The sequence below is a fragment of the Pantoea sp. sgz302252 genome (assembly GCF_047713085.1).
GTDB lineage: Bacteria > Pseudomonadota > Gammaproteobacteria > Enterobacterales > Enterobacteriaceae > Scandinavium.
Map to the genome: position 1 here is coordinate 62,745 of NZ_JBLFJW010000016.1, position 14,236 is coordinate 76,980.

Consider the following 14,236-nt stretch of genomic DNA (forward strand, 5'->3'; position numbering starts at 1 on the left):
GTTTTTTGAATGCAGAACGACAAAGATCTCTCCACGTGGCAGACTTTCCGCCGACTTTGGCCAACGATTGCGCCTTTTAAAGCCGGACTGATTGTGTCTGGGGTTGCGTTAGTCCTTAACGCCGCCAGCGATACTTTTATGCTGTCGCTTCTCAAACCATTACTGGATGATGGTTTTGGTAAAACGGATCGCTCTGTGCTGCTGTGGATGCCGCTGGTCGTGATTGGCCTGATGATCCTGCGTGGTATCACCAGCTATATTTCGAGCTATTGCATTTCCTGGGTGTCAGGCAAAGTGGTGATGACCATGCGCCGCCGCCTGTTTGGTCACATGATGGGCATGCCGGTCGCCTTCTTTGACAAACAGTCCACCGGCACGCTGCTGTCCCGCATCACTTACGATTCCGAGCAGGTAGCTTCTTCCTCTTCCAGTGCGCTGATTACTGTGGTGCGTGAAAGCGCCTCCATCATCGGCCTGTTTATCATGATGTTCTGGTACAGCTGGCAGCTGTCGCTAATCCTGATTGTGCTTGCGCCGATAGTCTCTTTTGCCATTCGTATGGTGTCCAAACGCTTCCGTAATATCAGTAAGAACATGCAAAACACGATGGGGCAGGTGACCACCAGCGCTGAGCAGATGTTGAAAGGCCACAAAGAAGTGCTGATGTTTGGCGGTCAGGCCGTCGAAACCAGGCGCTTTGACAAGGTCAGCAACAAGATGCGTCTGCAGGGCATGAAAATGGTGTCCGCGTCGTCCATCTCTGACCCGATCATTCAGCTTATTGCTTCACTGGCGCTGGCATTCGTCCTTTATGCTGCCAGCTTCCCAAGCGTCATGGATACCCTGACTGCCGGTACCATTACCGTCGTGTTCTCTTCCATGATTGCCCTGATGCGTCCGCTGAAATCTCTGACCAACGTCAACGCGCAGTTCCAGCGCGGGATGGCTGCTTGTCAGACGCTGTTTGCCATTCTTGATAGCGAACAAGAAAAAGACGAAGGGACCCGTGTTGTTGAACGTGCAAAGGGTAACGTTGAATTCAACAACGTCACGTTTACCTACCCAGGCCGTGAAGTTCCTGCGCTGCGCGACATCAACCTGAACATCCCAGAAGGCAAAACCGTTGCGCTGGTAGGGCGTTCAGGGTCAGGTAAGTCAACCATGGCGAGCCTGATTACTCGTTTCTATGACGTTGATTCCGGCGGCATTCTGCTTGATGGTCACGATATTCGCGAATATACCCTGGCCTCATTACGTGATCAGGTTGCTCTGGTTTCGCAAAACGTGCATCTGTTTAACGACACCGTGGCGAATAACATTGCCTATGCTCGTACGGATCTTTACAGCCGTGAAGATATCGAAAGAGCGGCCAAAATGGCGTACGCAATGGACTTCATCAATAAAATGGATCAGGGGCTGGATACGATTATCGGCGAAAACGGCGTGCTGTTGTCCGGCGGTCAGCGTCAGCGTATTGCGATTGCACGAGCCTTGCTGCGTGACAGCCCGATCCTGATCCTTGATGAAGCTACCTCTGCACTGGATACCGAATCCGAACGTGCCATTCAGGCGGCGCTCGATGAGCTGCAGAAAAACCGTACTTCACTGGTGATCGCGCACCGTCTGTCTACCATCGAAAAAGCCGACGAAATCGTGGTGGTGGAAGATGGGCGCATTGTTGAGCGCGGCAGCCATGAAGATCTGCTGGAACATCGCGGCGTTTACGCTCAGCTGCACAAGATGCAATTTGGGCAATGATCGCACGTATCTGGTCGGGGGAATCCCCGCTCTGGCTTCTGCTGTTACCGCTGTCCTGGCTGTATGGCCTGGTGAGCGGTGGTATCAGACTGAGCTACCGCCTGGGCATTAAAAAAGCCTGGCGGTCGCCGGTTCCGGTTGTTGTTGTCGGGAATCTCACCGTTGGCGGTAATGGTAAAACACCGGTCGCTATCTGGCTGGTGGAGCAACTCCAAAAGCAAGGGATCAAGGTCGGCGTAGTTTCTCGTGGTTACGGCGGCAAGGCGGAACACTATCCGTTGATTCTGACCAGTGAAACCACCACAGCACAAGCGGGTGATGAACCTGTTTTGATCTACCAACGCACAGGTGCGCCTGTTGCGGTTTCCCCTGAACGTAGTGACGCAGTCAAAGCGCTGCTGGCTACGCATTCCCCTGAAATTGTTATCACCGATGATGGCCTTCAGCATTATCGCCTGGCGCGTGATGTCGAAATCGTTGTCATTGACGGTGTCCGTCGTTTTGGCAATGGCTGGTGGCTTCCTGCGGGCCCGATGCGTGAACGCGCTTCTCGTCTGAAAAGTGTGGATGCCGTCATTGTAAATGGTGGCGTGCCGCGTGAAAGCGAAATCCCCATGCAGCTTCAGCCGGGTCTGGCCGTTAATCTGCTGACCGGCGAGAAACGTGATGTCGCTTCCTTGGCAGGCATCGTTGCCATGGCGGGTATCGGCCATCCTCCACGCTTTTTTGCCACACTTGAACAGTGTGGTGCACATCCGCTGAAGACTGTTGCACTTGCCGATCATCAGGCACTCACCGCCGCAAGCGTCGAGGCGCTGGCAGACGAAAATCACTCGCTGGTGATGACAGAAAAAGACGCCGTGAAATGCCGCAGTTTTGCACGGGATAACTGGTGGTATCTGCCGGTTGATGCTGTGTTTGACGACCAAAGAGCGTCACAGCTTATCCAACAATTGATAAGTCTGACGCGGCGCTAGGCTACACGAGCGGCGTAGAGCAGGCTGACGGAGAACCTGAATGTCAGAACGGAAACTTTCGCTATCGGCTGCTCGTTGTCTCCATCTTGCCGCTCAGGGGCTGCTCAAAAAGCCTCGTTGCCGCGCCCAAGCGAACGATGTTCTATCGACCGTCCGGCAAATGTCACTGCTGCAAATCGATACTATCAATGTCGTGGCGCGAAGCCCTTATCTGGTCCTGTTTAGCCGTCTTGGCAGTTATCCATCCCAATGGCTGGATGAGGCGTTAAGCCGAGGCGATCTCATGGAATACTGGGCCCATGAAGCCTGCTTTTTACCGCGAAGCGATTTTTCGTTGGTGCGCCATCGCATGCTTGCGCCGCAGAATATGGGCTGGAAATACAAAACAGAGTGGATGGAAGAGCACGCGGCGGAAATAGAAGGGCTGATTGCGCACATCCAACAGAATGGCCCCGTACGTTCCGCAGATTTTGAGCATCCGCGTAAAGGGGCGAGCGGCTGGTGGGAGTGGAAGCCGCATAAACGCCATCTGGAAGGGTTGTTTACCGCCGGAAAAGTGATGGTCATTGGCCGCCATAACTTTCAGCGTATTTACGATTTAACCAGTCGGGTGATGCCGCTTTGGGATGATGAACGCGATCTGCTAATGCAGGAAGAGGCTGAAGAGGTGATGTTACAGAACAGCGCCCGCAGCCTGGGGATATTCCGTCCGCAATGGCTGGCTGATTATTATCGCCTGCGCCAGCCTTCGCTTCCCGCATTACTTGCACGCTGGCAAGAAGAAGGGCTTGTGGTTCCCGTTGAAGTGGAGAGCCTTGGCGCTCTGTGGCTGCATACCGATTTGTTGCCTCTGGCAGAAGATGCCCTCAGCGGCAAACTCCGCGCGACGCACAGCGCGGTGTTATCTCCGTTTGATCCCGTAGTCTGGGATCGAAAACGTGCAGAGCAACTTTTTGATTTCAGTTACCGTCTTGAATGCTACACGCCCGCGCCAAAACGGCAGTACGGTTATTTCGTTTTGCCCCTCCTGCATCAGGGCAAGCTGGTTGGCCGCATGGACAGTAAAATGCACCGTAAAACGGGTGTGCTGGAAATTTTTGCTTTGTACTTACAGGACGGTGTGCGTGTCAGTGCCACGCTGGAAAAAGGCTTACGCCAGGCCATAACAGACTTTGCAAGCTGGCAGGGCGCAAAACGGGTAGAGATACAGCATCGTCCCGCAGAACTTTTCGCCCAAACCCCAGTCGGCTGGGAAATTGAGATTGCCTGAACAGGCTCTGTGATATGCTTGACCGGATACGTTTTCGGTCCATCTGGAGGAATTATGGATCACCGCTTACTTGAAATCATCGCTTGTCCGGTTTGCAACGGGAAGCTCTATTACAGTCAGGATAAGCAAGAGCTTATCTGTAAACTCGACAGCCTGGCCTTCCCCCTGCGCGACGGCATTCCTGTCCTGCTGGAAAATGAAGCCCGTCCATTGAGCACAGAAGAGAGCCATCCATGAGTTTTGTTGTCATTATTCCGGCGCGCTACGCCTCAACTCGTCTGCCGGGCAAACCGTTGCAGGACATCAACGGCAAACCGATGATTGTTCATGTGCTGGAAAGAGCGCGTGAATCCGGCGCTGACCGCATTATTATCGCCACCGATCACGATGAGGTTGCTCGTGCCGTTGAGGCCGCGGGTGGTGAAGTTTGCATGACCCGGGCCGATCATCAGTCGGGCACTGAGCGTCTGGCCGAAGTGGTGGAAAAGTGTGGCTTCAGTGATGACACGCTGATTGTGAACGTTCAGGGTGATGAGCCGATGATCCCGTCGGTGATCATCCGTCAGGTGGCAAATAACCTGGCCGCAAGCCAGTCGGGTATGGCTACGCTGGCGGTGCCGATTCACGATGCGGAAGAAGCTTTCAACCCCAATGCGGTGAAAGTGGTGATGGATGCCCAAGGGTATGCACTCTATTTCTCGCGCGCGACAATCCCCTGGGATCGTGACCGTTTCGCCCAAAGCCGTGACACCATCGGTGACACTTTGCTGCGTCACATCGGTATCTATGGCTATCGCGCCGGTTTCATTCGCCGTTACGTCAACTGGGCACCAAGTCCGCTGGAGCAAATCGAAATGCTCGAACAGCTGCGCGTGCTGTGGTACGGCGAAAAAATTCACGTTGCCGTGGCGAAAGAAGTGCCAGGCACTGGGGTTGATACGCCTGAAGACCTGGCTCGCGTACGCGCCGAACTGCGTTGATTTCTCCGACTCCTCCGCTCGGAGGGGTCGTCTTACCGCCTCGTTTCTCCTCGATTTTTTGCCTCGCTTTTGATCTTGCCCGGTGACATCTCCGCCTGCGACGCTCATTATAAAAACAGTAGTCTTCACAGGGGTAACCGGATATGGAACAACTGCGAGCTGAACTGAGCCACCTGCTGGGTGAAAAACTGAGTCGGGTGGAGTGCGTGAGTGAGAAAACGGACTCTTCACTGTGGTCACTGTACGATGCTCAGGGTCATCCGATGCCGTTGCTGGCAAGAAGTTTCACCACACCTGGTTTGGCACAGCAACTGGCGTGGAAGATTTCAATGCTGGCGCGTAGCGGCACAGTACGGATGCCTGTGGTTTATGGCGTGATGACGCATGAAGAGCATCCTGGCCCAGATGTGTTGCTTATCGAACGCTTACGCGGTGTGCCCGTTGAAGCGCCTGCCAGAACGCCGGAGCGCTGGGAACAGCTGAAAGATCAGATAGTCGAGGCGCTATTAGCCTGGCATCGGCAGGACAGCGGCGGCTGCGTGGGTTTTGTTGACAGCACTCAGGAGAATCTGTGGCCGCTCTGGTACCGCCAGCGAATCGAAGTGCTGTGGGGAACGCTCAATGTATATGACAACACCGGGCTGACAATGCAGGACAAACGCATTCTCTTCCGCACCCGCGAATGCCTGCCCGCGCTGTTTGAAGGCTTTAACGACAACTGCGTGCTTATCCATGGCAATTTCACCCTTCGTAGTATGCTCAAAGATTCCCGCAGCGATCAGCTGCTGGCGATGGTTGGTCCAGGCGTGATGCTCTGGGCTCCGCGCGAGTATGAACTCTTTCGCCTGGCTGATGGGGCGCTGTCCGAAGGGTTGATGTGGCACTATCTCCAGCGTGCGCCCGTTGCTGAAGCTTTTCTATGGCGGCGCTGGCTCTATCTTTTATGGGATGAAGTCGCCCAGCTTGTTAACACCGGGCGCTTTAACCGCAGCAACTTTGATTTGGCTGCGAAATCACTGCTTCCCTGGCTCGCCTGAACGGCCTTTTAACCACTGCCAGAGGCGGCCCAGCGTTTCATAACCCACTCGGTCGCTGTGCATTAGCCAAACGGGCGAAGGTATTATTTTTTCCCAGGGCTGTAAGGGAGAGGTGATCGCCAATTGGTTTGCAGGCGCTGGGAAAGGCTGCAGGCCGACGTGCTGGAAGAAGATCATCGCCCGCGGCAGGTGAGAAGCCGAAGTGACAAGCAGGAACGGCGCATCGCCAATGGTCGCTTTAACGGCTGAAGCTTCCTCTTCGGTATCTTTTGGCTTATCCAGAACGATGATGTCGCTACGAGGAACGCCCAGGCTTTCCGCTACGCGCGCACCGGCTTCGCCCGTACTGACTGGGTTTGTTTTAGCGGCGGCACCGGTGAAAATCATTTTTGATCCCGGGTTGGCCTGCCAGAGGCGAATGCCCTCTGCCAGTCTCGGTAAGCTATTATTGATGAGGTTTGAACTTGGTGCCCATTCATCGTTCCAGGTATAGCCCCCGCCCAGCACCACGACGTACTGCACTCGCTCGGTTCCTCGCCAGGTCGGGTATTTATCTTCGATCGGTTTTAACAAACCATCGGCAACGGGCTGCAGGCTGAGTAACAGTAGTGCCAGCCAACCAACGGTAAGACAAATCTTGCCGCTGCGCTGGAATCGACTGAACCAGAGCAATCCCAGGCCCAATGCCATTAAGAGTAGTAGCAATGGCAGGGGTAAAATCATGCCGCCAATAGACTTCTTTAGCGTAAAAAGCATCCTTGTTGGTTCCTTTTTTAACCATCTGACAGGAGATCTGCAGGGATATTACACCAGATAGCTTCCCTCTCGCTGTGGGTATGACAAAATAGCGGTTTAGTGTGGGCAGCCGGAGCTCCTCGTGCAGGATCGCAATTTCGATGGTATCGCGGAACGCTTTTCGCGCAATATCTATGGCACCACCAAGGGCCAACTGCGTCAGGCCATTCTGTGGCAGGATTTAGACCGTCTGCTGACCACCTTCGGCGATAAACCGCTGCGCATTCTGGACGGCGGCGGCGGGGCCGGGCAAATGGCAATTCGGATGGCAGAGCGCGGGCATCATGTTACCCTATGCGATCTGTCAGCGGAGATGATAGCCCTGGCAAAACAGGCCGCCGATGAGAAAGGTGTGAGCCACAACATGCATTTTGTACAATGCCCGGTGCAGGACATTGCGCAGCATTTGGAAAGCCCGGTTGATCTGATATTGTGCCATGCAGTGCTTGAATGGGTCGGCGATCCGCAGACGGTGTTGCAGGCGCTGTGGTCGGTGCTGCGGGCAGACGGCGCGTTGTCGTTAATGTTCTACAATGCTAACGGTCTGCTGATGCACAACATGGTGGTGACCAACTTCGACTATGTCGCATTGGGCATGCCGAAAACCCGTAAGCGTAAGCTTTCGCCAGACTACCCACGCGATCCGCAGCAGGTTTACGCCTGGCTGGAAGAGGCGGGCTGGCAGATAACCGGCAAAACCGGTGTGCGGGTCTTTCATGATTATCTGCGTGAAAAACACAAGCAGCATGAGCGCTACGAGCAGCTGCTGGCATTAGAAACTCGCTATTGCCGTGAGGAACCCTGGGTGAGCCTGGGTCGCTATATTCATGTCACCGCGCGAAAACCGCAGGTAGATACAAGGACTAACGATGAGTGATTTTTCCCAGACAGTCCCCGAACTGGTTGCCTGGGCCAGAAAAAATGATTTTTCGATCTCGTTGCCGGTCGACAGACTGTCGTTCCTGATGGCCGTGGCGACGCTGAACGGCGAACGGCTTGAAGGCGAGCTTACCGAAGGTGAGCTGATTGACGCTTTCCGCCACGTCAGTGATGCGTTTGAGCAAACCAGCGAAACCATCAGCGTTCGTGCGAACAACGCGATTAACGACATGGTGCATCAACGTCTGCTGAACCGTTTTATCAGCGAAATCACGGAAGGGAATGCTATCTATCGCCTGACGCCGCTTGGCATCGGGATAACGGATTATTACATTCGTCAGCGTGAATTTTCGACGCTCCGTCTGTCTATGCAGCTCTCTATTGTTGGCGGCGAACTGAAGCGCGCGGCCGATGCGGCAGAAGAGGGCGGTGATGAGTTTCACTGGCATCGCAATGTTTATGCGCCGCTCAAGTACTCGGTTGCCGAGATTTTTGACAGCATCGATTTAACCCAGCGTCTGATGGACGAGCAGCAGCAAACGGTGAAAGATGACATCGCCCAGTTGCTGAATAAAGACTGGCGTGCGGCTATCTCAAGCTGTGAAATGCTGCTGTCTGAAACCTCCGGTACGCTGCGCGAACTGCAGGATACGCTGGAAGCGGCGGGCGACAAGTTACAAGCAAACCTGATGCGTATTCAGGATTCGACAATGACCCATGACGATCTGCATTTTGTCGATCGTCTGGTGTTCGACCTGCAAAGCAAGCTGGATCGTATTGTCAGTTGGGGACAGCAGGCCATCGACCTGTGGATCGGTTACGATCGCCACGTGCATAAATTCATTCGTACCGCGATCGACATGGATAAAAACCGCGTGTTTGCCCAACGTCTTCGCGTATCCGTGCAGAACTATTTCGATGCGCCGTGGGCACTGACTTACGCTAATGCCGATCGTCTGTTCGATATGCGTGACGAAGAGATGGCGCTGAGTGAAGCCGAAGTGACCGGGGAACTGCCACCGGATCTGGAGTACGAAGAGTTTAATGAAATCCGCGAGCAGCTGGCGGCGCTGATTGAAGCTCAGCTCGTCATCTATAAGGATAAAGGACTGCCGTTGGATTTAGGCCTGGTGGCGCGCGAATATCTGGCGCAGTACCCTCGTGCTCGTCACTTTGATGTGGCGCGTATCGTGGTGGACCAGGCTGTCCGTCTGGGCGTTGCACAAGCAGATTTCACCGGACTGCCGCCGAAGTGGCAGCCGATTAATGATTACGGAGCCAAGGTACAGGCACATGTCATCGACAAATATTGAACACGTGATGCCAGTTAAACTGGCGCAGGCCCTGGCCAACCCCTTATTTCCAGCGCTGGACAGCGCATTGCGTTCTGGCCGCCACATTGGTCTGGACGAGCTGGATAACCACGCCTTTTTGATGGATTTTCAGGAATACCTGGAAGAGTTTTATACCCGCTATAACGTCGAGCTGATTCGTGCGCCGGAAGGTTTCTTCTATTTGCGCCCGCGTTCCACCACACTTATTCCGCGCTCGGTGCTTTCCGAGCTGGACATGATGGTCGGTAAAATTCTCTGTTATCTGTATCTCAGCCCGGAACGTCTGGCGAATGGAGGGATCTTTACCCAACAGGAACTGTATGACGAACTGTTAAGCCTGGCGGATGAAAGCAAACTGCTGAAGCTGGTCAATAACCGCTCCACCGGGTCCGATCTCGACAGACAAAAGCTGCAGGAAAAAGTGCGATCGTCACTGAACCGTCTGCGCCGCCTGGGCATGGTGTGGTTTATGGGCCATGACAGCAGCAAATTCCGCATCACGGAATCGGTGTTTCGCTTTGGTGCGGACGTCCGTTCTGGCGACGACGCTCGCGAAGCTCAACTGCGTATGATCCGCGACGGTGAAGCGATGGCGATTGAAAATCATCTGCAACTCAATGACGAGAATGAAGACGCTCAGCCGGATATGGATAGCGGGGAGGAAGAGTAATGCTTGAACGCGGTAAGTTTCGTTCACTAACCCTGGTTAACTGGAACGGCTTCTTTGCCCGAACGTTTGATCTGGATGAACTGGTCACCACCCTGTCGGGCGGTAACGGGGCGGGTAAATCCACCACCATGGCGGCCTTCGTCACGGCGCTGATCCCCGATTTGACGCTGCTGCACTTCCGTAACACCACGGAAGCAGGTGCCACCAGTGGTTCACGTGATAAAGGCCTGCACGGTAAGCTGAAAGCGGGTGTCTGTTACTCGATGCTCGACGTGGTCAACTCCCGTCATCAGCGTGTGTTGGTGGGTGTTCGTCTGCAGCAGGTCGCAGGCCGTGACCGTAAAGTTGATATCAAACCGTTTGCGATTCAGGGCTTGCCGATGTCAGTGCAGCCTACGCAGCTGGTGACAGAAACGCTGAACGATCGTCAGGCTCGCGTGCTGAGCCTGCAGGAGCTGAAAGAGAAGCTCGATGAGATGGAAGGCGTGCAGTTCAAGCAGTTTAACTCCATCACCGACTACCACTCTCTGATGTTTGATTTGGGTGTCGTGGCACGTCGTCTGCGTTCTGCGTCTGATCGTAGCAAGTACTACCGTCTGATTGAAGCCTCGCTGTACGGCGGGATTTCCAGCGCGATTACCCGCTCGCTGCGCGACTACCTGCTGCCAGAAAACAGCGGGGTGCGTAAGGCGTTCCAGGATATGGAAGCGGCGCTGCGCGAAAACCGCATGACGCTGGAAGCAATTCGCGTCACGCAATCTGACCGTGACTTATTCAAGCATCTGATCTCCGAAGCGACGGATTACGTGGCCGCTGACTATATGCGGCACTCCAACGAACGTCGTGTGCATCTGGACAAGGCGCTCGAGTTCCGTCGTGAGCTGTACACTTCTCGCCAGCAGCTGGCTGCAGAGCAGTTTAAGCATGTCGATATGGCACGTGAACTGCAGGAACACAGTGGAGCGGAAGGCGATCTTGAGGCCGATTATCAGGCCGCGAGCGACCACCTGAATCTGGTGCAAACCGCGCTGCGTCAGCAGGAGAAAATCGAGCGCTATGAAGCGGATCTCGATGAGCTGCAAATCCGTCTGGAAGAACAAAACGAAGTCGTAGCGGAAGCCGCTGAGCAGCAGGAAGAGAACGAAGCCCGTGCTGAAGCGGCCGAGCTGGAAGTCGATGAGCTGAAAAATCAGCTGGCAGATTATCAGCAGGCGCTCGACGTACAGCAAACGCGCGCCATTCAGTACAGCCAGGCGTTACAGGCGCTGCAGCGCGCCAAAGAGCTTTGCCATCTGCCCGATCTGACGCCAGAAAGCGCAGACGAGTGGCTGGAAACATTCCAGGTGAAAGAGCAGGAAGCCACTGAAAAGCTGCTGTCGCTGGAACAGAAAATGAGCGTGGCGCAAACGGCTCATAGCCAGTTTGAGCAGGCGTATCAGTTGGTGACTGCGATCAACGGCCCTGTTGCCCGTAGTGAAGCGTGGGATGTTGCCCGCGACTTATTGCGAGAAGGCGTCAATCATCGTCATCAGGCTGAGCAAGCACAATCGCTGCGCGGGCGTCTGAACGAACTCGAGCAACGCCTGCGCGAACAGCAGGACGGCGAACGCCTGCTGGCGGAATTCTGCAAGCGTCAGGGCAAGCATTACGATATCGACGAGCTGGAAGATTTACATCAGGAGCTGGAAGAGCGCATTGCCGCGCTGTCCGATTCGGTGTCATCCGCAAGTGAACATCGCATGCAGCTGCGCCAGGAGCTGGAACAACTGCAAGGGCGAAATCAGGCTTTGCTGCAGCGTGCGCCTGTGTGGCTGGCGGCTCAAAGCAGCCTGACTCAGCTGTGTGAGCAGAGCGGCGAACAGTTTGAATCCAGCCAGGACGTCACCGAATATTTGCAGCAATTGCTGGAGCGTGAGCGTGAAGCCATCGTTGAACGAGACGAAGTGGGTACCCGCAAGCGGATCGTGGACGAAGAAATTGAGCGTCTCAGCCAACCAGGCGGTTCTGAAGATCAGCGCCTGAATGCGCTGGCAGAACGTTTCGGCGGCGTGCTGCTGTCCGAGATCTACGATGACGTCAGCCTGGAAGATGCGCCTTACTTCTCCGCGCTTTATGGCCCGTCGCGTCATGCGATCGTGGTACCGGATCTTTCGCAGATCGCCGAACAGCTCGAAGGGCTGGAAGATAGCCCGGAAGATCTCTATCTGATTGAAGGGGATCCGCAGTCTTTCGATGACAGCGTATTTACCGTCGATGAGCTGGAAAAAGCGGTGGTGGTCAAAGTCGCCGATCGCCAGTGGCGTTATTCTCGCTTCCCGTCTGTGCCGCTGTTTGGCCGCGCGGCGCGTGAAAACCGCATTGAAACGCTGCATGCCGAGCGTGAAACGCTGTCTGAGCGCTTCGCCACCCTGTCATTCGATGTGCAGAAAACGCAGCGTCTGCACCAGGCTTTCAGCCGCTTTATCGGCAGCCATCTGGCCGTGGCGTTTGAATCCGACCCAGAAGCTGAAATTCGCAAACTCAATACCCGTCGCACAGAACTGGAGCGTGCGCTGAGCAATCATGAAAATGATAATCAGCAGAGCCGCACCCAGTTTGAACAAGCGAAAGAGGGCGTAGCTCAGTTGAACCGACTGCTGCCGCGTCTGAATCTGTTGGCCGACGAGACGCTGGCCGATCGCGTCGATGAGATCCGGGAACGTCTGGATGAAGCGCAGGAAGCCGCGCGCTTTGTTCAGCAGCATGGCAATCAGCTGGCAAAACTGGAGCCGATTGTCTCCGTGCTGCAAAGCGACCCGGAGCAGTTCGAACAGCTTAAAGAAGATTATGCTTACTCGCAGCAGGTTCAGCGCGATGCCCGCCAGCAGGCCTTTGCTCTGACGGAAGTGGTTCAGCGCCGTGCTCACTTCGGTTACACCGATTCCGCGGACATGCTGAACGGCAATACCGATCTGAACGAAAAACTGCGCCAGCGTCTGGAGCAGGCAGAAACAGAACGTACTCGCGCTCGTGAAGCACTGCGTAACCATGCTGCCCAACTGAGCCAGTACAGTCAGGTGATGGCGTCGCTGAAGAGTTCCTTCGACACCAAGAAAGAACTGCTGACGGATTTGCACCGTGAACTGCAGGATATCGGCGTTCGTGCGGACAGCGGGGCGGAAGAGCGTGCGCGTTCACGCCGCGATGAATTGCATACCCAGCTTTCCACTAACCGTAATCGTCGCAATCAGCTGGAAAAAGCGCTGACCTTCTGCGAAGCGGAGATGGATAACCTCACCCGTAAGCTGCGCAAACTGGAACGTGATTATCTGGAAATGCGCGAGCAGGTCGTCAGCGCGAAAGCAGGCTGGTGTGCCGTGATGCGCCTGGTGAAAGACAACAACGTCGAACGTCGTCTGCACCGTCGTGAACTGGCTTATCTCTCGGCCGATGATTTGCGTTCGATGTCGGATAAGGCATTGGGTGCGTTGCGTCTGGCGGTGGCGGATAATGAGCACCTGCGTGACGTCCTGCGTATGTCCGAAGATCCTAAGCGCCCGGAACGTAAAATTCAGTTCTTCGTGGCCGTTTATCAGCATCTGCGTGAACGTATCCGTCAGGATATTATTCGTACCGACGATCCGGTTGAGGCCATCGAGCAGATGGAAATCGAGCTGAGCCGTCTGACCGAAGAATTGACCGCCCGTGAGCAAAAACTGGCCATCAGCTCCCGCAGCGTAGCGAACATCATCCGTAAGACCATTCAGCGCGAACAGAACCGTATTCGCATGCTCAACCAGGGCTTGCAGAGCGTGTCGTTCGGCCAGGTTAACAGCGTTCGTCTGAACGTGAATATTCGTGAAGCGCACACGACGCTATTGTCGGTGCTTTCGGAACAACACGAACAGCATCAGGACCTGTTTAACAGCAACCGTCTGACCTTCTCAGAAGCGCTGGCGAAACTGTATCAGCGCCTGAATCCGCAGATTGACATGGGCCAGCGCACACCGCAAACCATCGGTGAAGAACTGCTGGACTACCGTAACTACCTGGAAATGGAAGTTGAGGTTAACCGTGGTTCGGATGGTTGGCTGCGTGCAGAATCTGGCGCGCTCTCTACCGGTGAAGCTATCGGTACGGGGATGTCCATTCTGGTTATGGTTGTCCAGAGCTGGGAAGACGAGTCTCGTCGCCTGCGCGGTAAAGACATTTCGCCTTGCCGACTGCTGTTCCTGGATGAAGCGGCGCGTCTTGACGCCCGTTCTATCGCCACGCTGTTTGAGCTTTGCGATCGTCTGGAAATGCAGCTCATCATTGCGGCCCCGGAAAACATCAGTCCGGAAAAAGGCACGACGTATAAGTTGGTGCGTAAAGTGTTCCAGAATACTGAACACGTTCATGTGGTTGGATTGCGTGGATTTGCCGCTCAGCTCCCGGAAACACTGGCTGGAACAGAAGACGCTTCCTGACCAAAACGGCTTTTCTAAAAAGGGCACCTCAAAAAGGGTGCCCTTTTTGTTATCCTGTTTTGCCTGCAAGGGGTGTGTTATCTTTAAC

General features: G+C 54.8%; 11 protein-coding genes. 10 read left to right on the plus strand and 1 reads right to left on the minus strand.

The window, feature by feature from the left end; genetic code table 11:
- Positions 1–9 precede the first annotated feature (9 nt).
- The 6 genes from msbA to ACLW56_RS13685 all read left to right on the plus strand — a co-directional run bounded on the left by msbA (position 10) and on the right by ACLW56_RS13685 (position 6,022).
- Complete coding sequence (gene msbA / locus ACLW56_RS13660; protein WP_330984316.1) at positions 10–1,758, plus strand: lipid A ABC transporter ATP-binding protein/permease MsbA; 1,749 nt, start codon at positions 10–12, stop codon at positions 1,756–1,758.
- On the plus strand, positions 1,755–2,735 hold the full coding sequence (gene lpxK, locus ACLW56_RS13665; protein WP_330984317.1) for a tetraacyldisaccharide 4'-kinase: 981 nt from the start codon (positions 1,755–1,757) through the stop codon (positions 2,733–2,735). The genes msbA and lpxK overlap by 4 nt, the downstream gene beginning before the upstream one ends.
- Before the next feature lie 40 nt (positions 2,736–2,775).
- Positions 2,776–4,005: a winged helix-turn-helix domain-containing protein gene (locus ACLW56_RS13670; protein ID WP_330984318.1), complete on the plus strand. Its 1,230-nt coding sequence runs from the start codon at positions 2,776–2,778 to the stop codon at positions 4,003–4,005.
- Between the two features lie 54 nt (positions 4,006–4,059).
- Positions 4,060–4,242: a protein YcaR gene (ycaR, locus tag ACLW56_RS13675; protein WP_330984319.1), complete on the plus strand. Its 183-nt coding sequence runs from the start codon at positions 4,060–4,062 to the stop codon at positions 4,240–4,242.
- The gene (gene kdsB, locus ACLW56_RS13680; protein ID WP_330984320.1) at positions 4,239–4,985 is read left to right on the plus strand and encodes a 3-deoxy-manno-octulosonate cytidylyltransferase; all 747 of its coding nucleotides are present in this window, start codon (positions 4,239–4,241) and stop codon (positions 4,983–4,985) included. Before ycaR ends, kdsB begins: the two co-directional genes overlap by 4 nt.
- 143 nt (positions 4,986–5,128) lie before the next feature.
- Positions 5,129–6,022 carry a YcbJ family phosphotransferase gene (locus ACLW56_RS13685; protein ID WP_330984321.1) on the plus strand — a complete coding sequence of 298 codons (894 nt, stop codon included), beginning with the start codon at positions 5,129–5,131 and terminating at the stop codon, positions 6,020–6,022.
- Here the strand turns inward: ACLW56_RS13685 and elyC are convergent.
- Entirely contained in the window at positions 5,999–6,778 is a 780-nt protein-coding gene (elyC, locus tag ACLW56_RS13690; RefSeq protein WP_330984322.1) for an envelope biogenesis factor ElyC, read from the minus strand. The genes ACLW56_RS13685 and elyC overlap by 24 nt on opposite strands.
- Before the next feature lie 121 nt (positions 6,779–6,899).
- Here elyC and cmoM point away from each other — a divergent pair, with 121 nt between their 5' ends.
- Genes cmoM through mukB form a run of 4 tightly spaced genes read left to right on the plus strand, consistent with a single transcriptional unit; the run spans position 6,900 to position 14,148 of the window.
- Positions 6,900–7,694 (plus strand): tRNA uridine 5-oxyacetic acid(34) methyltransferase CmoM, encoded by a 795-nt coding sequence (gene cmoM / locus ACLW56_RS13695; RefSeq protein ID WP_330984323.1) that lies wholly within the window; start codon positions 6,900–6,902, stop codon positions 7,692–7,694.
- Positions 7,687–9,009 carry a chromosome partition protein MukF gene (gene mukF / locus ACLW56_RS13700; RefSeq protein ID WP_330984324.1) on the plus strand — a complete coding sequence of 441 codons (1,323 nt, stop codon included), beginning with the start codon at positions 7,687–7,689 and terminating at the stop codon, positions 9,007–9,009. Before cmoM ends, mukF begins: the two co-directional genes overlap by 8 nt.
- Positions 8,990–9,700 carry a chromosome partition protein MukE gene (gene mukE / locus ACLW56_RS13705; RefSeq protein WP_330984325.1) on the plus strand — a complete coding sequence of 237 codons (711 nt, stop codon included), beginning with the start codon at positions 8,990–8,992 and terminating at the stop codon, positions 9,698–9,700. The genes mukF and mukE overlap by 20 nt, the downstream gene beginning before the upstream one ends.
- A complete protein-coding gene (gene mukB / locus ACLW56_RS13710) occupies positions 9,700–14,148 on the plus strand; it encodes a chromosome partition protein MukB (protein ID WP_330984326.1) in 4,449 nt (1,482 codons plus the stop codon). The genes mukE and mukB overlap by 1 nt, the downstream gene beginning before the upstream one ends.
- The last annotated feature ends 88 nt before the right edge of the window (positions 14,149–14,236 follow it).